This is a genomic window from Streptomyces viridiviolaceus (assembly GCF_014650995.1).
Taxonomy (GTDB): domain Bacteria; phylum Actinomycetota; class Actinomycetes; order Streptomycetales; family Streptomycetaceae; genus Streptomyces; species Streptomyces viridiviolaceus.
In genome coordinates this window covers 44946-64117 of record NZ_BMWA01000021.1, presented here as the reverse complement: position 1 = coordinate 64117, position 19172 = coordinate 44946, and the positions used below count along the sequence as shown (strand labels likewise).

Sequence of the window (19172 nt, the reverse complement as noted above, 5' to 3'; positions counted from 1 at the left end):
GGGCGCTGTCGTCAGGGCCGGAGCCCGGCCGCCGCGCCCGGCGGCTGGATCCGCATGCCGGGACGGCGCCGGTGGACGGTCAGGTACGTCGCCCCGTCGGCGCCGGCGAGAATGCCCCGGGCGGAGCCGTGCGGAAGCCAGGTCAGGATGCCCGCGCGCAGGGGGCGCGGGCCGTCGGGGCAGATCAGGGTCGCCTCGCCGTCGAGGACGAGCAGCAGCACGTCCAGGTCGGGTTCGGTGTGGGTGCCGACCCGGCCCGCCGGAGGGATGCGGACGACGTTGGCGTCGAGCTGCCGCCCCGGTTCGGCGAGCTTCCACAGGGCGCCGGCCGGCACGTCGCCGGACGCCGACAGGCCGGCCGTGTCGCACAGGATCCGGGGGAGCGGGGCGGCTCCGGCCGGATCGGGGGAGCCGTGGTCTTCCGCTGTCATCAGGTGTCACCGTCCGAAGTGCCCAACACTGCCGACCTGCCGCCGGAATGAGCGGCCGATCCCCGGTGCGGCCAGTCCGTGACGCACTGCACAGGGCCGCGGTGGCCGGTAAAGAGGAATTTAACATGCGTATTTGCTAGCGTCCGGGATGTGCGGCTGACGAAGTTCACCGACCTGGCGCTGCGTTCCGTGATGCGCCTGGCGGTCGTGAGAGACGGTGACGACCCGCTGACCACGCGAGAGGTGGCGGAGGTCATGAGCGTGCCGTACACGCATGTGGCCAAGGCCATCACACGCCTGCAGCACCTGGGCGTGGTGGAGGCCCGCCGTGGCCGCGGCGGCGGCCTGGCGCTGACCGAGCTCGGCCGACGGGCCTCGGTGGGCTGGCTGGTGCGGGAGCTGGAAGGCGACGGCGAGGTCGTCGCCTGTGAGGACGATCCGCCGTGTCCGCTGCGAGCGGCCTGCCGGCTGCGGGGTGCGCTGCGGAATGCCCAGGAGGCCTTCTACGCCGCGCTCGACCCGCTCACCGTGGCCGACCTGGTCGCCTCGCCGACGGGTCCGGTTCTGATCGGCCTGACGGACCGCCCTTCCCGGTGACGGCGGGGCGCACCCTCGCCCTGGCGCATCTCTGCGGCGCAAAACACGAATTTGCTCTACCAATTAAGGAGTCGCTGTGCTCTCCGAACAGTCCGTTCCCGTGGTCCGGGCCACCCTTCCGGCCGTCGGAGCCGCCATCGGTGACATCACCGAGCTGTTCTACCGGAAGCTGTTCGACGCCCACCCCGAGCTGCTGCGGGACCTGTTCAACCGGGGGAACCAGGCGAGCGGTGAGCAGCAGCGGGCGCTGGCGGGATCCATCGCCGGGTTCGCCGGCCTGCTGCTGGAGCGACCCGACGTGCGTCCGGACGCGATGCTCTCCCGGATCGCGCACAAGCACGCCTCCCTCGGCATCACCTCGGACCAGTACAAGATCGTCCACCGCCATCTGTTCGCCGCCATCGCGGAGGTGCTCGGCGACGCCGTCACTCCGGAGGTCGCCGCTGCCTGGGACGAGGTCTACTGGCTGATGGCCAACGCGCTGATCGCCATCGAGGCACGTCTCTACCAGGAGGCCGACGCGGCCGAGGGTGACGTGTGGCACCGCATGGAGGTCGTCGAGCGGCGTGAGGAGACGCCCGACGCGGTCTCCTTCGTACTGCGCCCGGCCGACGGCCGCCCCGCCCGGCCGTTCCGCCCCGGCCAGTACGTCAGCGTCCGGTCCGAACTGCCCGACGGCTCCCGGCAGATCCGCCAGTACAGCCTGTCCGCCGCGCCGGGCCGGCCCGACTGGCGCATCACCGTCAAGCGCGTCCAGGGCGACGGGCAGCCGGAGGGAGAGGTCTCCTCCTGGCTCCACGCCCGTGTCCGGGCGGGCGACTTGCTCACCGTGTCCATGCCGTTCGGCGACCTGGAGCTGGCGGACGGCGACGGCCCGTTGCTGCTGGCGTCCGCCGGAATCGGCGTCACGCCCATGCTCGCCATGCTGGACCACCTGGCCGCCACCGGCTCCGCCCGCCCGGTGACCGCCGTGCACGCCGACCGCACCCCGGCCGACCACGCCCACCGGAAGGAGCAGCGGGACCTGATACGCGCGCTCCCGGACGCCCGGCTCCACCTGTGGTACGAGGAGCCCGGCGACCAGGCGCCGCAGGCATCGACGGGCCGCGCCGACATCGGCGCCCTGGACCTGCCCGCCGGCCTCACCGCCTACCTGTGCGGACCGGTGCCCTTCATGCGCGCCGTCCGCGGCGACCTGCTGCGCCGCGGTGTGCCCGCCGAGGCCATCCACTACGAGGTGTTCGGCCCCGACCTCTGGCTCGGGCAGCAGTAGTCAGCGGGCGGACGGGCGGTCGCGCACGCTGCCGGACGGGCGTCAGGCCGCAGCGGTGAACGCCGTGGCGATCGCGGTGTCGACACGCGCGTGGACGACGAGGCGGGGGCCGGAGGTTTCGGCGCCGTTCTCCAGCAGCCGCCGCAGCGGGGCGCTGTGGGCGACGACGCACATCAGGATGCCGAGGCGAGCGCACCACTGATGGGCCCGGAGCACGGCGCTGACCGCGGCGTCGCTCGCGGCCTGATCGCCGATGACGATGACGACGGGTGCCGGCCGATGGGCGTCGACCAGACCGGTGATGTGCGTGGAAAGAGCGGCCCGCCCGTCGATTCCCGGGTCCTGGTCCACCGTGATGACCAGGACCCCGTGCTCCAGGGTGTGGGACAGCATCGCGGCCTCCGATCCGACGCCTGGCGGCGTGAGTGTCTTCAGTGAAAGTGCCCCGGACCGGGTTCGCAATGCGCCGCGTACGATCATGCGGTCCGTACCCCGCCCGACCGATTCCCCGCAAGGAGCCCCGCCCGGTGTCCGCCGTCCTCCCGCCGCCTCGTACCGGGCCCCGTCTGCTGTCCGTGGAGCGCCTGACCCGGGTGGAGGACGGTGAGCGGCTGCACGCCCTGCTGTGGCGCCCCGGTCCGGGCTGGCGGATGGTCAGCAGCGCCGTGCTGGGCGGTGGGATCGCCGAGCGCGCCTGGGTGCTCAACGCCCAGGTGGCCCACGGCTACCGGCGTACCGACCCCGAGCGGCACCTCGCCGCCCTGGCGCGCGACGCGGGCGCCGAGGGACAGGGCGTGGGCCTGATGACGGCCGCCGACGTGTCCGCCCCCGGCCGTGCGTGGGACGGCGGAGCGGAAGCCGTCGCCACCGCGGGCATCGCGGTGCGCGGGTGGGCGGCCTCCGTGCAGGAGGGCGCAGCCGGGCCCGCCGCGCCGGGGACCATCAACGTCGTCGCCGCCCTGCCGGTCGCGCTGACCGACGCCGCATTGGTCAACGCGGTGATCACGGCCACCGAGGCCAAGGTCCAGGCGCTCGTGGAAGCGGGCCACGACTGCTCCGGCACGCCCACGGACGCCGTGTGCGTCGCCGCCCGCGCCCCGCGCGGGGACGCGGAGGTCCACTCCTTCGCCGGCCCGCGCTCCGAGTGGGGAGCCCGGCTGGCCCGCGCCGTCCACCGCGCCGTACTCGCCGCCCTGCCCGCCGTCGCACAACGCTGAACGGCCGTACGCCGTGCGCACGTTCTAGACTCCGGAACCGGGTGGATCATGGTGATCCATCAGGGGAGGGGACATCTCGTGGCATTCCGTACGTTCCTCAGTTCTATGGGCATCAACGCGCCCGCCGTGGACACCGTGCCCGGCCGGACCGCCGTCCGGCCGGGCGACGAGCTGCCGTTCAAGATCCTGGTGCGCGGCGGCGGCGCCGATGTGAAGGTCGACCGCCTCGCCGTCGAACTGGTGATCCGTGTGGAGGAGAGCGAGACGACCGAGACGAACTGGACCGACCCGCACGTCCTGGCCACCAGCGACACCGGGGCGTTCGCCCTGGCGGCCAAGGAGGACAGGGAGTTCGAGGGCAGCCTGGCCATCCCGTGGGAGATGCCGCTCACCCACGCCCTGGGCCGGCGGCTGAAGGGGGCCCGCTGCGCGCTGCGCACCACGATGGAGATCGACAACGCGGTGGACCGGGGTGACTTCGACGAGATCGCCGTGCACGCCCGCCCCGTGCAGGACGCCATGTTCCAGGCGTTCGCGGACCTCGGCTTCCGCTTCGACGAGGCCGAGGTGAAGAAGCACTTCCGCAACTTCCAGCAGACGCAGACGCTGGGGTACTGCCAGGAGCTGGAGTTCTGGTTCCCCGCTTCCTACAACCGGCAGGATCAGCTGGAGATGACCGTCATCACGCCGGACGCGGAGTCCGTGGAGGTGATCCCCGGCTCGACCGGGTCGTTCCTCTTCACCGCGGACGAACTCGACGTGCAGCGGTGGACGAGCTGGCTGGACGAGTTCTGCCGCGAGCGCTGGGACCGCTAGCGGTCGCGCGGGTCGGCGGACGGCACCGCCCGCACCGGCCGTCGTGACCACACGCGTGCGGGGACGGTCCCGCCGGACCGCCCCCGCACCCTGTCTCGGTGCTCAGCGCTGTGCGGCCTTCTGCAGCGCCTTGTCGAGGGCGTTCGCGAAGCCGTAGGCCCACAGCTGGTTCACCCGGGCGCGCTCGGTGGCGTTCGGGTAGGCGTTGGTGCACGACGGGCCGGGGCCGCCGCCCGACATCAACTCGCTGCACGGGCCGGAGTAGTGGTCGGGCAGGCCGAGCACATGGCCGGTCTCGTGCGCGGTGACGCGAGTGGAGTCGTACTGCTGGTTCTGCCGGTAGTCCAGGAAGATGTAGCCGTTGCCGTGTCCGTCGGTGGAGGCGTACGAGCCGCGCGAGTCGTTGCCCTCGTAATACGCGAAGTCGGCGCCGGAACTGGTCTCCTGGAGCCGCACGTTGGACACCGAGCTGTTCCATATCTGGGTGCTGCGGGATATCTGGGTGCGGAAGCTCGGCGCGCCCGCGGCGCTGTAGTAGACGGTGACGGCGGCCGTGGAGTCCGGGGCGGCGGCCCGCTTCTCGGCGACGGACCGGACGACCGCCTCGAAGAACTCCTGGTTGTTCCGGGCGTCTTCGGCCGACGTGGCCGAGGGCCGGTAGCCGGCGTACGCCCCCTGGGGCTGGGACGAGGCCGTCGCGGCCGGCGTGGTGCCGAGCAGGGCCGCCGTCAGGCCGAGGCCGACCGCGGTGGACAGCACGGGCAGGGTCAGTCGCATTCCGATGACTCCTTGTGTGTGGGGGAGAAGTCGTCACCGGTGAGTGTGGGGCGCCCATGTGCCCGCTGTGATGATGGCAACAGGTGATAGGGCCGGGCTATCCCCGCCGCGTCCGGCAGGCGCCGGACCGGTGGAAGGGATTCGGCCGTGAGCGCTGAACTCGCCCTGTTCCGCAGCCATTTGTTCACCTGGCGCAACCAGGTGTTCCGCTCTACTCTCCCTGCATGGAGCTCGAGGTGAGGCACCTACGCGCGCTGTGCGCCATCGCCGACGCCGGCAGCCTGCACCGGGCGGCACGCCAACTGGGTGTCGCCCAGCCCACGTTGAGCACCCAGTTGAGCCGCATCGAACACGCCCTGGGCGGACCGCTGTTCATCCGTGAACGCACCGGCTGCCGCCCCACCCCGCTCGGCCGGACCGTCCTCGGCCGGGCCCGCCCGCTGCTGGCCGACATGCGCGCCCTGGTCCGCGAGGCCCGTGCCGCCGCGGCCGGCGGCGACAGCCGGCTGCGCATCGGCTCCACCGCCAGCCGCGCCCTGGCCGGCTGGCTGCGCCGGCTCAGACGCCCGGGCCTGGAACCGACGCTCCAGATGGACGTCTCCGCCAACGCGCTGCTGCGCAGAGTCGTCGACGGCCAGCTCGACGTCGCCTTCGTGCACGAGGTCGAGGGCTGCCCGCTGCGCGTCCCCGAGGGCCTCAGGACGCGCGTCCTGGTCGAGCGCGAACCGCAGTTCGTCATGCTGCCCGCCGACCACCCGGCCGCCGCACGCCCCGTCGTCCACCTCGCCGACCTGGCCGACGACCGCTGGATGGTCGACCCCACCGTCGACGGCGAGTGGGACGGTGTCCACCGCATGCTGCGCGCCGTCGGCATCGACCCTCGCGTCCTGCACGGCGACTACCACACGGCCGCGTCCCTGGTCGCCACCGGCGAAGTGGTGACCGTCTGCCAGCCCAGCTCGCAGTCACGCCCCGACACGGCGGTACGACGCCTGCACGGCGACCCGCTCGGCGTGCGCCTGCTGCTGGCCGCGCGCACCCGGTCCGAGCTGGACGCGGTCTTTCCCGCCCTGGAGGAGGCGTACTGGGAGGCGGCCCGCCAGTCCTGCGCCTACCGGGAATGGCTGGAGCGTACCGAGCCCCCGCCCCTCGCCCCGTGCTCGCCCGGGACCGCCACGGCGACCGACCGCACGGCGTACGCCCCGGTCCGCTGACGGCCCCCGGGGGCCAATCCGGTGATTTCGGGCGTGTCCCCGTGTGACGGCACGGCGCGGCGGTTACGGAAAACCGCATGAGCCCTGTACGACGCCTTCCGCCCCTCCGATCCATGGCCGTTATCTGCGCCCTGGGCAGCTCCGTTCTGCTGCTGACGGCCTGCGCCAACGCCGACACGGCACGCTCCAGTGTCGCCGAGGCGGCTCAGACCGAGTCGCCCACCGGGTCCCCGACCGGTTCGCCCACGAGTACCGCCTCCCCGCCCCTGACCGAGGACCAGGCCGAGCGCAAGGCCCTGATCCCGATGGCCAAGGTGACCTGGGACAAGGCGGCCGACACCGCCGTCAAGGAGGTCCCCGAGGGCAAGCTCGTCGACCTCGAACTGAAGCGGGTCTCGGACGAAGCCACCGCCTCGCCGGGCACGCCCAGCCCCAACACCCCGGCCCCGGCCCCGAGCGAGGGCGCCGCGGAGTGGGAGGCCAAGGTCGCCGCCGAGGACGGCACCGTCCACCGGATCGACGTCGACGCGGTCACCGGCGAGGTCTTCCGCACCCAGATCGAACCGGACCAGGACGCGGACGACAAGCGTGAGCTCGCCGACCAGTTGCGCGAGGCCACCCAGACGCCGCATCAGGCCGTGAAGGTGGCCACCGACAAGACCAAGGGCACCGTCACCAGCGTCGAACTCGACGAGAACGACGACCAGAAGCTGCTGTGGTCCGTCGACGTCGTCAGCACCGACGACTGGAACAAGACGACCGTCGACGTCGACGCGAAGAACGGCAAGATCCTGCGCGAACACGTCGACCGCGACTGAGTGCCGGCCCGGAAAGCGCCGCGGGAGCAGCAGGGCGGTCACTCCGCCCTGCTGCTCCCGCGGTGTGCTGTGGACCGGACCGCACGGTCCGGCGAGACGTCAGACGGCCGCTTCGGCCCCCTCCGCCTGCTCGTTCTCCGCCCGGCGCGGCAGGGTCAGCACGGCGAGGAAGCCGAGGACCGCCACCGCGGCGAAGAAGTAGAAGCCCCACGGGTGACCGATCCCGGAGGCGACCAGGGCGCCGGTGATCGACGGGCCCACGATCGAGCCGATCCGGCCGATGCCGGAGGCCGAACCGAGGGCGGTGCCCCGGACGGAGGCCGGGTAGTAGTTCGTCACGTAGGCGTAGACGAGCACCTGGGCGGAGAAGACGAACACGCCGGTGAAGAAGACGACGACGTTGAGCAGGAGGTCGCTCTCCATCTTGACGCTGAGGCAGGCCAGCATGACCACCGAGACCGCGAACCAGCCCATGGTGGTGCCCTTGATGCCCCGCCGGTCCGCGACGTACCCGCCGAGGACGAGGCCGACCACGCCGCCGACGTTGAGCACGAGGAGCTGGGTGACGGCGGTGGGGACCGGGTAGCCGGCGTCGTTCATGAGCTTCGGCAGCCAGGTGTTGAGGCCGTAGACCAGCAGCAGGCCCATGAAGGAGGCGGCCCACACGCCGATGCCCGCGCGCAGGTACGCCGGCTTCAGCAGCTCGGTGAACGGCACTCGCCGGCCCCCGTCCTGCTTGGCCTGCACGAACGCCTCCGACTCCGGCAGGCGGAACCACTGGATGGCGGCGACGACGAGGCCGACGACGCCCAGCAGGTAGAAGAGGATCTCCCAGTCGTCGGTCACCTGCAGGGCCAGGAGCGAGGTGATCACGGCACCGGTGTGGTAGCCGGTCATCGTCAGGGTGCTGGCCCGCGCCCGGCGGCTGGCCGGCATGTGCTCGGCCATCATCGTGAGCGAGACCGGCATGCACGCGCCGAGGCCCAGTCCGGCGAGGAGACGGAGCGCCGCGAACATCCAGACGGAGGTGGCCAGCGGCACCACGATGGTGAAGACCGAGAACACCACCACCGACCCGATCAGCAGGTGGCGGCGTCCCAGCCGGTCGGCCAGCGGGCCGACGCAGACCGCGCCGATGGCCACGCCCACCAGCGAGAGCGTCGCGATGGTGGTCGCGTCACCGGCGGTCATGCCGAGGTGATGTGTCTTGAGCAGCGTGGGGATGATGGCGCCGAGGACGACGAGGTCGTAGCCCTCGAGCAGGACGGTGATCCAGCACAGGAGCACGGTCCATCTGCTGTTTCCGGCGGCGGCGGTGCGGGCCGGCGCGTCGGACGTGGTGGCGGAAGCCATGGTGACATTCCCCCCAGGGGACGGGAGCGGACGAGCGGGCGGGGAGCGGGCGGGGACCTCAGAACGGGTAGTCGGCGATGTCCGGACGGACCGTGACCCACTGGGTCTCTGTGAACGCCTCGACGTTCGCCGCGGCACCGCCGAAACGGGAACCGGTGCCGGAGGCCTTGACCCCGCCGAAGGGGGCGTTCGGCTCGTCGCTCACGGTCTGCTCGTTGATGTGCACCTTGCCGGAGTCGATCCGGTCGGCGAGCTTCATCGCCGTCCCGACGTCCCCGAGGATGCCGACGGACAGCCCGTACTCGCAGTCGTTGACGATCCGCGCGGCCTCCTCCAGCGTGGAGAAGCCGATGACGGGCGCGACGGGGCCGAAGATCTCCTCGCGCCACGCCGGCATGTCGGTCGTCAGCCCGGTCAGCACGGTGGCGCGGTAGCAGGCACCGGAGATCTCGCCGCCGGCGGCGATCTTCGCGCCCGCCGCGACACTGTCGGTGACGATGCCGTGTATCCGCTCCAGCTGGCGCCGGTCGATGATCGGGCCGAGCGCCACGTCCTCGCGGGCCGGGTCGCCGACGGGCAGCGCCTCGGCCTTCGCGGCGAGCGCCGCGGTGTACTCCTCCACCAGCGACTCGTGGACGATGTGACGGCCGGTGGTCATGCAGATCTGCCCCTGGTGCAGGTACGAGCCGAAGGCGCCGGCCGAGGCCGCCTTCTGCACGTCCGCACCGGGCAGCACGACCAGGGCGTTGTTCCCGCCCAGCTCCAGGTGGGCCCGCTTCAGCAGCCGGCCGGCCTGCTCGCCGATCGCCCGTCCCACCGGCGTGGAGCCGGTGAAGGAGATCACCCGCACCTCGGGGGCCTCGACGACGGCCCGGCCGACCGAGCCGTCGCCCGGCAGCAGGTGGAGGACACCGGCGGGCAGCCCCGCCTCCTCGAAGACGCGGGCGATGACGACACCGCCGCTCACCGCCGTGCGCGGGTCCGGCTTGAGCAGCACCGCGTTGCCCAGGGCGAGCGCGGGTGCCACCGAGCGCAGGCCGAGGATGAGCGGGAAGTTGAAGGGGGCGATCACGCTGACGACGCCGGCCGGGCGGCGGCGGGCGAGCGACCAGCGGGCCTCCTCGGACGTGAGCACTTCGCCCTGCGGATGCGTCGGCAGGCCGGCGCACTCGAAGGCCTCGCCCACGGCGAGCTGCACCTCGAAGCCGGCCTTCGCCCGGGTGGAACCGGCCTCGCGCACGAGCCAGTCCGCCACCTCGGCGGCGTGCTCGGCGAAGAGCTCGCCCGCCCGGCGCAGCACGGCGGCCCGCTGCTGCGGGGAGGTCGCCGCCCAGGCCCGCTGGGCCTCGGCGGCCCGTGCGGCGGCACGGCCGACGTCCTCGGCCGTGGCCAGGCCCACCGAGCCGAGCCGGTCACCTGTCGCCGGCTCGGTGACCGGGTGCTCCGAGGCCGAGTCCTTCCAGCCGTCGCTGAAGAACTTCCTTCCCCAGACGTCGCTGTCCAGGAGTGTCATCGCTTTCCCCTTCGTCGGGATTCGGGTGCTCGAGCGCGTCAGCGGCTCCGGGCGCTCGGCGGGTTCGGCCGGTCCGGCCAGGTCAGGAGGGCGTGGTGAGCGCCGTGTCCACCTGGACGAGCCGGGGGTGGTCGGGCCGTTCGGCGAGCACGGCACGCAGCTCCTCCACGTCGCCGACGTGCCGGGCGCGGACGCCGTAGCCCTCCGCGATGCGGGTGAAGTCCATCCCCGGGATGTCCAGGCCGGGGGCGTCCGGCACGCCGAGGAGACCGCCGAACCAGCGCAGTGCCCCGTACGTGCCGTTGCGCAGCAGCACGACGGTCAGCGGAACGCGGTGCTGGGCGGCCGTCCACAGGGCGGTGATGCCGTAGTTGGCCGAGCCGTCGCCGATCACGCCGACCACCGGGCGGTCCGGCTGCCCCATGGCGACACCGACCGCGCCCGGCAGGCCGAAGCCGAGGCCGCCGGCCGCCGGGAAGTAGTAGGAGCCGGGCCGGCGCAGGTCCATCTGGCGCCACCAGGAGGAGTTGGTCGAGGTCGACTCGACGACGTAGGCGGTGTCCTCGGGAAGCTCGTCGCGCAGCGCGGCGAAGACTTCCTCGGGGTGCAGCCGCGGTCCCTCGGCGGTGAGCGGCGCGGGCGCGGGCCGGTACGGGCCCGGGGGCGTGGAGGGCGCGTCGAGCGCCTTCACCAGCAGGTCGACGACGGCACCCGGGTCGGCGACCAGAGCCTCGCCCATCGGGGCCCGCGCGGCGGCGGAGGCGTCCTCGGTCACCTGGATCAGCCGGGTGCCCTCCGGCAGGTACCGGCCGGGGAGGTACTCGTGGTACCGGAAGACCGGCGCGCCGATCACCAGCACCAGGTCGTGGCCCTCGAACGCCTCGGAAACGGGCGCGATCCCGGCGGGCAGCACACCGCGGAACAGCGGGTGGCGGTTGGGGAACGGCAGCCGGAACTGCGACGGGGCCGCCCACACCGGACCACCGAGGCGCTCGGCCAGGCGGACTGCGTCGTCGAACAGGCCGGCCGAGTCGATGTCGCCGCCCAGCACGAGCGCGGGCCGCCGGGCGGCGGTCACCTGCTCGGTCAGCCACCGGCTCTGCTCCGCGTCGGGCACCGAGGCCCGCCGCACCCGGCGGTCCAGCACGGCCAGGCTGTTGTCGTCGACCTCGGCCGACCAGTCGTCGTACGGCACGGAGAGGTACGTCGGACGCCGCTGGAGCTGTGCCTCGAAGACGGCCTGGGCCAGCGCGCGCGGCACGTCCTGGGCGCAGGCGGGCTCCGCGGCCCAGCCGACCAGGGGCTTCATCAGCGCAGGGGCGTCGACGCTGGCCAGGTTGGCCTCGGGGCCCACGGCGGGCCGCACCTGCTGGCCGGCCATGACCACGAGCGGGGTGCGGGAGGCCACGGCGTTCGTCAGCGCGCCCATGGCGTTGCCGGAACCGGAGGCGGCGTGGAGGTTCACCAGGACGGGGCGGCCCGTCGCCTGGGCGTACCCGTCGGCCATGCCGACCACAGCGCCTTCGTGCAGGCCGAGGACGTAGCGGAAACCGTCGGGCAGCTCGGCGAGGAAGGGCAGCTCGTTGGAGCCGGGGTTGCCGAAGACGGTGGTGAGCCCCTGGCGTTCCAGGAATGCGTGGGAGACACGGCGCACGGATGGCACGGACGTTCCTTTCGAAGTGACGCTCGACACGCTAGGCAACCCATGACATGGCCACCAATAGATGTTTTGACGTCCCGATATAGAGTTCTTCGATATGGGGACCTTCGACCTCAATCTCGCCCGCGTCTTCGTTCTGCTGTACGAGACCGGCAGTGTCACGGCCACCGCCGAGACGCTCCATGTCACCCAGCCCACGGTCAGCTACAGCCTGGCCAAGCTCCGCCGGCACTTCGACGACGAGCTGTTCCGCCGCACCGGGCGCGGACTGACACCGACCGCCGGCGCCCTCCGGCTGTACGAGCCGCTGCAGCGCGCCCTGGCGGAGATCGACGGGACGGTCCGGCAAGCAGACGACTTCGACCCCGAGACCATGTCGGGCCGCTTCACGATCGCCCTCTCCGACCTCGGCGAGGCGACCCTCCTGCCGCGGTTGCTGGCGGCGGCCCGCGAGCGTGCGCCGGGGGTGTCGTTCACCGTCCGCCCGTTCGACGTGGAAGAAGCCGAGAGCCAGCTGCGCCGCGGTGACCTCGACGCGTTCGTGGCCACCCCGGTGCTGACGTCCCACCGGACCGTGCGCATCCCCCTGTTCGGGGAGCGTTACGTCGGCATGGTCGCGGCCGACCATCCGCGCGTGCGGGGCGACGCGGTCACGCTGCCGGAGCTGGCGGCCGAACACCACGCGACCGTGTTCGGTCCGAGCGGGCACGTGGCTCCGCGGGCCGTCCTGGCCGCGCACGGGCTGCTGGAACGGGTGGCGGTCGACGCCACGCGTTTCTCGATGCTGCCCTACCTGCTGGAGCAGACCGACCTGATCGCGATCGTCCCCGAGTACGTGGGGGAGGTCTTCACCGCCTCCCACCGCGTGCGCCTGGTGCGGCTCCCGTTCGAGACCGAGCCGATCGAGGTGGCCCTGTACGCCCGGCACGAGTCCTCGCGCAGCCCGGCGCAGCGGTGGCTGGTGCGGTTCATGGCCGAGGTGCTGGGCGAGCAGGTGAGCCCGGCCCAGCTACCGCCGTCCACCGCGCGGTAGTTCACGAGGGGACCGGTACGATCACGCGCATGACGGCACCGGAACCGACCATCCTCGCGACCTCCGGCGGGCACCGCACGGGAGGCCGGACCATGGTGGCGTTCGATGCCCTGGTCCACCATGCGGTGGAACTCTCCGGGGCGCACGGCCGGCGTCCCCGCGTCCTGTACGTCGGTACGGCCATAGGCGACGCCGAGCACTTCACCGCCCGCATGTCGGAGGCGGCGCGCGTGGCGGGGTTCGATCTGACGCCGCTGCACCTGTTTCCGATGCCCAACGTCGACGACATCGAGGAGACCGTTCTCGCCCAGGACGTCGTGTGGGTGATGGGCGGCTCGGTCGCCAACCTGCTGGCGGTGTGGCGCGTGCACGGCCTGGACCGTGTCATGCGCCGGGCCTGGGAGTCCGGGGTGGTGCTCAGCGGGGTCAGCGCGGGCTCCATCTGCTGGTTCCAGGGCGGTGCGACCGACTCGTTCGGCCCGGACCTGCGGCCGCTCACCGACGCCCTGGGCTTCCTGCCCTACGGCAACGGCGTGCACTACGACGTGGACGAGGGCCGCCGCCCGCTGATCCACCGGCTGGTCGCCGACGGCACCCTGGCGGCGGCCCACTGCACGGACGACGGGGTCGGTCTCGTCTACCGCGGAACCGAGCTGGTCGAGGCGGTGACGGAGGTTCCGGGCAAGGGCGCCTACGTGGTCGTCCGTGAGGGCGACCGGGCGGTCGAGGAGCGCATCGAGCCGCGGGAGCTGCCCGCCGTCCGCCCCTGACTGAGGCTCACCCCGGACAGTACTGGGGGGCGTCGGCCAGGTTCTCCCCGGTGATGAGGGTGAGCGGGATCTCGGTCACCTTCTTGGGCTTGTCCCCGTCGCCGAGGAGCGCGACGGTGTTCCTCACCGCCGTCTCGCCGATCACCTTCGGCGAGTTCGCGACGGTCGCGGCGAACCGCCCGTCCTGGACGGCGGCCAGTCCCTCGTCGGTGCCGTTCTCGGTCACGATCCGCACGTCCCGGGCGCCGGCGGCGTCGAACGTCCTGCGTGCGGCGAAGGCCATCGCCTCGTTGGCGACGAACACGTAGTCCAGGTCCGGATGCGCCTGGATCATGCTGTCGGCTACGTCCTGCGCCTTGACCGGGTTGAACATGCCGGGCTGGTTCGCCACCACCTCCGCGTTGTCGGGCAGGGCCGCGAACCGGTGAACGCGCTGCGCGCGCTGGACGCCATCGGCTGCGCCGAGGCGTGCATGGCGGTGGGGTACTCGACCACCGCCTGGGGCCAGATGCTGGACGTGGACGGCAACCTGATCCGGGAGATGCCCGGCGCCCGGATCCCCGGCTCCGCCCTGCCGCCCATGAACGGCCTTACCCGGCCGCAGTTGCACCCGCGAGAAACTCGGCGCCCTGACCGCCGTCCGCACGGCCGAGACCGTCCCGACTCTCCGCCGCGTCAAGTCCCTGGCCCCGCAGACCCGTTGAGCGGTCCGGCGGGAGAGCCGTGCCCCGGAGCCGTGGCGGCCCGGAGCGGTACGTGTTTGCCGCCGCCGGGAGGGGCAAGGCGGTGTCCATGAGCGAATCGAACAACGACCCGAGCCAGAAGAACAACGCCACCCGGACCACCGAGTCCAAGGCCCGGCGCGCCACCGACAAGGCGACCGCCCCAGCCGCGCGCGCCGGAAAGACCGCCGCGGGCAAGGCGGATGACGCGGCGTCGGCGACCAGGGCCGGCGCCGAGCGCGCGTCCGAGGCCGCGGCGGGAGCCGTCCACACGGCGGCCAGGGGCGTCGAAGCCGGCCGCCAGGCGGTCGTCGCGACCTCGGGCCAGGTGGCGGCCACCGCCAAGACGGCGTGGACGGCCATCGCCCACCGCAAGCTCGTCGCCGCCGGCGTGGGCGCCGGACTCACCGCGCTGAGCGCCGCCTCCTACGCCGCGGGCCGACGGGCGGGACGCCACACACACGGTCCCCTCACCCGGCTCACCGGCGGCCGGATCTGACACCCGCCCCGCGGCTACGTCATGGCGCCCGGCTCGCCGACGACCTCGAACGTCGCCGGGCCGAGCGTGAGGACACCGTCGCTCAGGGGCGTGCAGCGTACGCCGCCCCCGCCCCGCAGCGCGCGCTGTGCACCGGGCCCGATGGTGACGTCCATCCAGGCACAGGGCCGGGCGGGACGGTTCACGGCGAACGTCACGGCACCGGCACCGCTGTCCAGGGAGATCGTCGCGCCCACCAAGGAGTCGATGTCGACACCCCGGAGCAGGATGTTGCGGCGGGTGTGCCGGAGATCGGCGGACGGGTCGATGCCCATGGGCAGGCGCTCCACGGCCATGATGGTCACCGACGCGTCCCGATGCGCGGGCCGCGCGTAGTAGCGGTCACCCACCAGACCCAGCCGACGCCGCACCTCGACCCGCGCCACGCGCTCGTCGGACGGACCGGGCGCCGGCCCGTCCGCGGGGCGCCCGGCCAGCCGGTGCGCGGGCGACACCAGCAGTTGCAGCACCTCCACCTCGGTCATGCTGTTCACCCTAACCTCGGTCGGAAGGTCCGGTACCGGCGCGGGGAGGGGGGAAGATGAGATCGCGAGCGAATGCATGACCGAAGCGACAGGAGTGGCCGCATGCAGCACGAGCGAGCCGGCCGGCAGGCCGGCCCCGAGGACCTGATCGACGTCCCCCGGCTGGTGACGGCGTACTACGCCCTGCACCCGGACCCGGCCGAGGTGGGCCAGCGCGTGGCGTTCGGCACCTCCGGACACCGCGGGTCGTCGCTGGCGACGGCCTTCAACGAGGACCACATCGCCGCCACCAGCCAGGCCATCTGCGAGTACCGGGAGGCCCAGGGCACCGACGGGCCGCTCTTCCTCGGCGCCGACACGCACGCCCTGTCCGAGCCGGCGAGGATCACCGCGCTGGAGGTGTTCGCCGCCAACGACGTGACCGTGCTCATCGACACCGACGACGGCTACACCCCCACCCCGGCGGTCTCGCACGCCATCCTCACCCACAACCGGGGCCGCACCTCGGGCCTCGCCGACGGCGTGGTGGTGACCCCCTCGCACAACCCGCCCGCCGACGGCGGCTTCAAGTACAACCCGCCGAGCGGCGGTCCGGCCGGCTCGGACGCCACCTCCTGGATCCAGGACCGTGCCAACGAGATCATCGCGGGCGGCCTGAAGGACGTACGACGCGTCACCTACGCCCAGGCGCTCGCCGCGCCCGGCACCGGCCGGTACGACTTCCTCGGCCGTTACGTCTCCGACCTGCCGAGCGTGCTGGACCTCGACGCGATCCGGTCCGCCGGCGTGCGGATCGGGGCCGACCCGCTGGGCGGCGCCTCCGTGGCGTACTGGGGCCGCATCGCCGAGCAGCACCGCCTCGACCTCACCGTGGTCAACCCGCTGACCGACCCCACCTGGCGGTTCATGACGCTGGACTGGGACGGCAAGATCCGCATGGACTGCTCGTCGCCGCACGCGATGGCCTCCCTCATCGACCGGCGCGACCGTTTCCGGATCGCCACGGGCAATGACGCCGACGCCGACCGGCACGGCATCGTCACCCCGGACGGCGGACTGATGAACCCCAACCACTACCTCGCCACGGCCATCTCCTACCTGTACGCCCACCGCACCGACTGGCCCGCCGACGCGGGCGTCGGCAAGACGCTGGTCTCCTCCGGCATGATCGACCGGGTGGCCGCCGACCTCGGCCGCCGGCTGGTCGAAGTGCCCGTGGGATTCAAGTGGTTCGTGGACGGACTGGTCGACGGGTCGCTCGGCTTCGGCGGCGAGGAGTCCGCCGGGGCGTCGTTCCTGCGCCGGGACGGCTCGGTGTGGACCACGGACAAGGACGGCATCCTCCTGGCGCTGCTCGCCTCCGAGATCACCGCCGTCACCGACAGGACGCCCTCCGAGCACTACGCCGCGCTCACCGCCCGCTTCGGCGAACCGGCGTACGCGCGCATCGACGCCCCGGCGTCCCGCGAGGAGAAGGCACGCCTCGCGAAGCTGTCCCCGGCGCAGGTCACCGCCGACACGCTCGCCGGGGAACCGGTCACCGCCGTGCTCACCGAGGCACCGGGCAACGGCGCGCCCATCGGCGGCATCAAGGTGACCACGGAGAACGCCTGGTTCGCGGCCCGCCCGTCGGGCACCGAGGACGTCTACAAGATCTACGCCGAGTCGTTCCGGGGAGCGGACCACCTCCGGCAGGTGCAGGACGAGGCCAAGCTCGTCGTCCTCGGCGCCCTGGGCGGCTGACGCCGGCCGCCCGTGCCCGGGCCGGTCAGCCGCGGCCGGCCCGGGGGAGCGCCACCGTCAGCCCGCGGATCTCGTAACCGCCGATGGCGTCCTTGAAGGAGACGCGTGGCCGCGTGGTCATCCGGATGCCGTCGAGGGCGAACAGGCGGCTGAGGAAGATGTCGGTCTCCAGCACGGCGATGTGCGCCCCGGGACACCGGTGCGGTCCGTCACCGAAGGAGAGCCCCGCCCGCCCGGGGCCGGTCTCCATGGTCCGGTCCGGCCGGACGAGCAACGGGTCGGCGCCCACCGCCCCGGGGTCGGTGTTGGCGTCGTCCAGCAGGAGTTCGACGTACTCTCCGGGGCACACGGCGACCGGCCCGTCCGGGGAGGGCAGTTCGAGGGCCGTGGTGGCCCGGCGGCGCAGCTGGGCGACCACGGGTTCCAGCCGCAGGAGTTCCTGCAGGACGGCCAGGCGCTCGGCCTCCTCCGCCGAGCGGTAGCGGTCGAGCAGTTCGGCGTCCGTGAACAGGTGCCAGGCGGCCAGAGAGACGAACTCCCGCGTGGTGACCATGCCGGCCGCGGCGAACGTCAGGCACTCACCGAGGATCTCCGCGTCCGAGCAGCCCTCCGCGATCAGGTGGGAGATCAGGTCGTCGTGCTCCCGGCGGCGATGGGCGCGGATCGCGGGGCGGACGTCGGCGAGATGGATGCGCAGCCAGTTGGTGTTCTGCCGCAGGAACCAGTAGATGCCGCGCACGCTGGTCAGCCCCGGCTCGCCGAACTCCTCCGGGAAGAAGCGCTCCAGCCGCCGGCGGATGCCGGGCTTGCTGTAGCGCAGACCGATGACCTCGCTCACGACGCCGATGGCGAGGCTGAAGGCCAGGTCGGGCAGATGGGCCTCTCCGTCCCTGCGGAGGACCGCCAACTGCTCCTCCGTGATGCGGACCATCAGCTCGCGGTAGTGCTCGTCCACCCGGCGCGGTGTGAAGAACCGCGCGGTCTGCCGGCGGTGTTCCCGGTGTTCGGGGCCGTCCCGGTACAGCACGGGCCGGCGGATGCGCGGCGGCAGCTTCTCCACCGTCTCGATGCCGAGTCCGGCCTGCACGGTGCCAGGGCCGCGCAGCAGCGAGCGTGCGACGGCGTAGTCGTGCACCCGCCAGGTCCCGTCGTCCGCGCGACTGACCGGGCAGGCCGGCCGGTCCCGTCCCCGGTCGACCTTTCGGGCGGAGTCCTTCGCGTCGCGCATCGGCGCGCACCCCCAAGCCGGATGCCGGACCGCCCTCGTGGCGGCCCGGACTGGACGTCGTCACAGGATCACGCACCCGCCCGCCCGCCGACCAGACCCCCGCGGCGCCCGGGCCGGCGCCGGCAGGGGCCACGGCGGTGGGCGGATGCCGCTGTCCGGCCGGGGACCGGCTCGGCGGCACCGGAAATCACGTGAGTTTCCGCGCCGGTCGTGTCACGCTCCGCGGATGGACCGTCAAACGATCTCCCGACTTGCCCATGCCGATCATCCGATAGCGGCGCCGCTCGACGACGACTCGGTGCGGCGGCTGCTGGCGCGTGGTCTCCCGCGGGGCGACGAGCGCGTGCTGGACCTCGGCTGCGGCGGGGGAGAGTGGCTCCTGCGCGCCCTGACCACGTATCCGCGGCTACGGGCGGAGGGCGTCGACATCTCCGAGGAAGCCCTGGCCCACGCCCGTCGGGCGGCGGACCGGCTCGGCGTCGGCGACCGTCTGACCCTGCACCACCAGGACGCCGCGCGTCTCGTCACCGCCCAGGGCTTCGACCTGGTGCTCTGCGTGGGCGCCACGCACGCCTTCGGCGGCCTGCCCGCCACCCTGGCCGCGGCACGCGAGCACCTTGCTCCCGGCGGGCGCGTGCTGATCGGCGACGGGTACTGGGAGCGTGATCCCTCACCCGAGGCCGTCGACATGCTCGGGGACCTCGCGGACCTGCCGGCCACGCTGGACCTGGTCACCGCGGACGGGTGGACGCCCGTCCACGGACACCTCAGTACCCGCCGGGAACTCGACGACTACGAATGGGCCTGGACGGGTTCCCTGGCCGCGTGGGCTCTGGACCACCCCGCCGACCCGGACAGTGCCCAGGCACTGGAGGCCGCCGCCACCCACCGCGACCAGTGGCTGCGCGTCTACCGGGACGTGCTGGGCTTCGTCTGCCTCGTGCTGCGCCCGACCGGCACCGGGACGGCATGAGGACGGCCACT

20 protein-coding genes are annotated in these 19172 nt (G+C 72.9%); 11 read left to right on the top strand and 9 right to left on the bottom strand.

The features are described from left to right. Window positions 1-11: 11 nt before the first annotated feature. Window positions 12-431, bottom strand: coding sequence for a hypothetical protein (locus IE260_RS28045; RefSeq protein ID WP_189876711.1), 420 nt, complete (start codon window positions 429-431; stop codon window positions 12-14). A gap of 150 nt (window positions 432-581) precedes the next feature. Here IE260_RS28045 and nsrR point away from each other — a divergent pair, with 150 nt between their 5' ends. Both nsrR and IE260_RS28035 read left to right on the top strand, forming a co-directional pair. Further along, window positions 582-1028: a nitric oxide-sensing transcriptional repressor NsrR gene (gene nsrR, locus IE260_RS28040; protein WP_189876708.1), complete on the top strand. Its 447-nt coding sequence runs from the start codon at window positions 582-584 to the stop codon at window positions 1026-1028. 76 nt (window positions 1029-1104) lie between these two features. After that, window positions 1105-2301, top strand: coding sequence for a globin domain-containing protein (locus IE260_RS28035; protein WP_189876705.1), 1197 nt, complete (start codon window positions 1105-1107; stop codon window positions 2299-2301). A 42-nt stretch (window positions 2302-2343) separates the two neighbouring features. Here the strand turns inward: IE260_RS28035 and IE260_RS28030 are convergent, their stop codons facing one another. Then, the gene (locus IE260_RS28030; RefSeq protein WP_189876703.1) at window positions 2344-2694 is read right to left on the bottom strand and encodes a hypothetical protein; all 351 of its coding nucleotides are present in this window, start codon (window positions 2692-2694) and stop codon (window positions 2344-2346) included. Between the two features lie 134 nt (window positions 2695-2828). Between IE260_RS28030 and IE260_RS28025 the strand changes: the two genes are divergently transcribed. After that, window positions 2829-3518 carry an adenosylcobinamide amidohydrolase gene (locus IE260_RS28025; protein WP_189876700.1) on the top strand — a complete coding sequence of 230 codons (690 nt, stop codon included), beginning with the start codon at window positions 2829-2831 and terminating at the stop codon, window positions 3516-3518. Between the two features lie 78 nt (window positions 3519-3596). Continuing rightward, window positions 3597-4334 (top strand): sporulation protein, encoded by a 738-nt coding sequence (locus tag IE260_RS28020; protein ID WP_189876697.1) that lies wholly within the window; start codon window positions 3597-3599, stop codon window positions 4332-4334. A gap of 102 nt (window positions 4335-4436) precedes the next feature. Here IE260_RS28020 and snpA read toward each other — a convergent pair whose 3' ends face one another. Then, window positions 4437-5111, bottom strand: coding sequence for a snapalysin (snpA, locus tag IE260_RS28015; RefSeq protein WP_189876688.1), 675 nt, complete (start codon window positions 5109-5111; stop codon window positions 4437-4439). A gap of 224 nt (window positions 5112-5335) precedes the next feature. Here snpA and IE260_RS28010 point away from each other — a divergent pair, with 224 nt between their 5' ends. Beyond that, entirely contained in the window at window positions 5336-6325 is a 990-nt protein-coding gene (locus IE260_RS28010) for a LysR family transcriptional regulator (protein ID WP_229881372.1), read from the top strand. Between the two features lie 113 nt (window positions 6326-6438). Continuing rightward, window positions 6439-7143, top strand: a complete 705-nt coding sequence (locus tag IE260_RS28005) for a PepSY domain-containing protein (RefSeq protein WP_229881371.1) — start codon at window positions 6439-6441, stop codon at window positions 7141-7143. A 99-nt stretch (window positions 7144-7242) separates the two neighbouring features. On the opposite strand, the gene IE260_RS28000 is transcribed toward IE260_RS28005, so the two are convergent. From IE260_RS28000 to mdlC, 3 genes are all read right to left on the bottom strand, one after another. After that, window positions 7243-8496, bottom strand: coding sequence for an MFS transporter (locus tag IE260_RS28000; RefSeq protein WP_189876682.1), 1254 nt, complete (start codon window positions 8494-8496; stop codon window positions 7243-7245). A gap of 58 nt (window positions 8497-8554) precedes the next feature. Next, window positions 8555-10009: a benzaldehyde dehydrogenase gene (locus IE260_RS27995; RefSeq protein WP_189876679.1), complete on the bottom strand. Its 1455-nt coding sequence runs from the start codon at window positions 10007-10009 to the stop codon at window positions 8555-8557. A gap of 82 nt (window positions 10010-10091) precedes the next feature. Next, window positions 10092-11672 carry a benzoylformate decarboxylase gene (mdlC, locus tag IE260_RS27990; protein ID WP_189876677.1) on the bottom strand — a complete coding sequence of 527 codons (1581 nt, stop codon included), beginning with the start codon at window positions 11670-11672 and terminating at the stop codon, window positions 10092-10094. 94 nt (window positions 11673-11766) lie between these two features. Between mdlC and IE260_RS27985 the strand changes: the two genes are divergently transcribed. Together IE260_RS27985 and IE260_RS27980 are read left to right on the top strand one after the other, a co-directional pair. Continuing rightward, a complete protein-coding gene (locus tag IE260_RS27985; protein ID WP_189876674.1) occupies window positions 11767-12702 on the top strand; it encodes a LysR family transcriptional regulator in 936 nt (311 codons plus the stop codon). Window positions 12703-12731: 29 nt separating this feature from the next. Further along, window positions 12732-13472, top strand: coding sequence for a Type 1 glutamine amidotransferase-like domain-containing protein (locus IE260_RS27980; RefSeq protein ID WP_189876672.1), 741 nt, complete (start codon window positions 12732-12734; stop codon window positions 13470-13472). A 7-nt stretch (window positions 13473-13479) separates the two neighbouring features. On the opposite strand, the gene IE260_RS42675 is transcribed toward IE260_RS27980, so the two are convergent. Further along, window positions 13480-14082 carry a sugar ABC transporter substrate-binding protein gene (locus IE260_RS42675; RefSeq protein WP_268254945.1) on the bottom strand — a complete coding sequence of 201 codons (603 nt, stop codon included), beginning with the start codon at window positions 14080-14082 and terminating at the stop codon, window positions 13480-13482. 182 nt (window positions 14083-14264) lie between these two features. Between IE260_RS42675 and IE260_RS27970 the strand changes: the two genes are divergently transcribed. Continuing rightward, a complete protein-coding gene (locus IE260_RS27970; protein WP_189876670.1) occupies window positions 14265-14693 on the top strand; it encodes a hypothetical protein in 429 nt (142 codons plus the stop codon). Window positions 14694-14707: 14 nt separating this feature from the next. Here IE260_RS27970 and IE260_RS27965 read toward each other — a convergent pair whose 3' ends face one another. Beyond that, complete coding sequence (locus tag IE260_RS27965; protein ID WP_189876668.1) at window positions 14708-15217, bottom strand: molybdenum cofactor biosysynthesis protein; 510 nt, start codon at window positions 15215-15217, stop codon at window positions 14708-14710. A 102-nt stretch (window positions 15218-15319) separates the two neighbouring features. Here IE260_RS27965 and pgm point away from each other — a divergent pair, with 102 nt between their 5' ends. Beyond that, on the top strand, window positions 15320-16960 hold the full coding sequence (gene pgm / locus IE260_RS27960) for a phosphoglucomutase (alpha-D-glucose-1,6-bisphosphate-dependent) (RefSeq protein WP_189876666.1): 1641 nt from the start codon (window positions 15320-15322) through the stop codon (window positions 16958-16960). Window positions 16961-16985: 25 nt separating this feature from the next. Here the strand turns inward: pgm and IE260_RS27955 are convergent, their stop codons facing one another. After that, complete coding sequence (locus tag IE260_RS27955; RefSeq protein ID WP_189876664.1) at window positions 16986-18188, bottom strand: cytochrome P450; 1203 nt, start codon at window positions 18186-18188, stop codon at window positions 16986-16988. A gap of 226 nt (window positions 18189-18414) precedes the next feature. Here IE260_RS27955 and IE260_RS27950 point away from each other — a divergent pair, with 226 nt between their 5' ends. Further along, window positions 18415-19161: an SAM-dependent methyltransferase gene (locus tag IE260_RS27950; protein WP_189876663.1), complete on the top strand. Its 747-nt coding sequence runs from the start codon at window positions 18415-18417 to the stop codon at window positions 19159-19161. Window positions 19162-19172 lie beyond the last annotated feature (11 nt).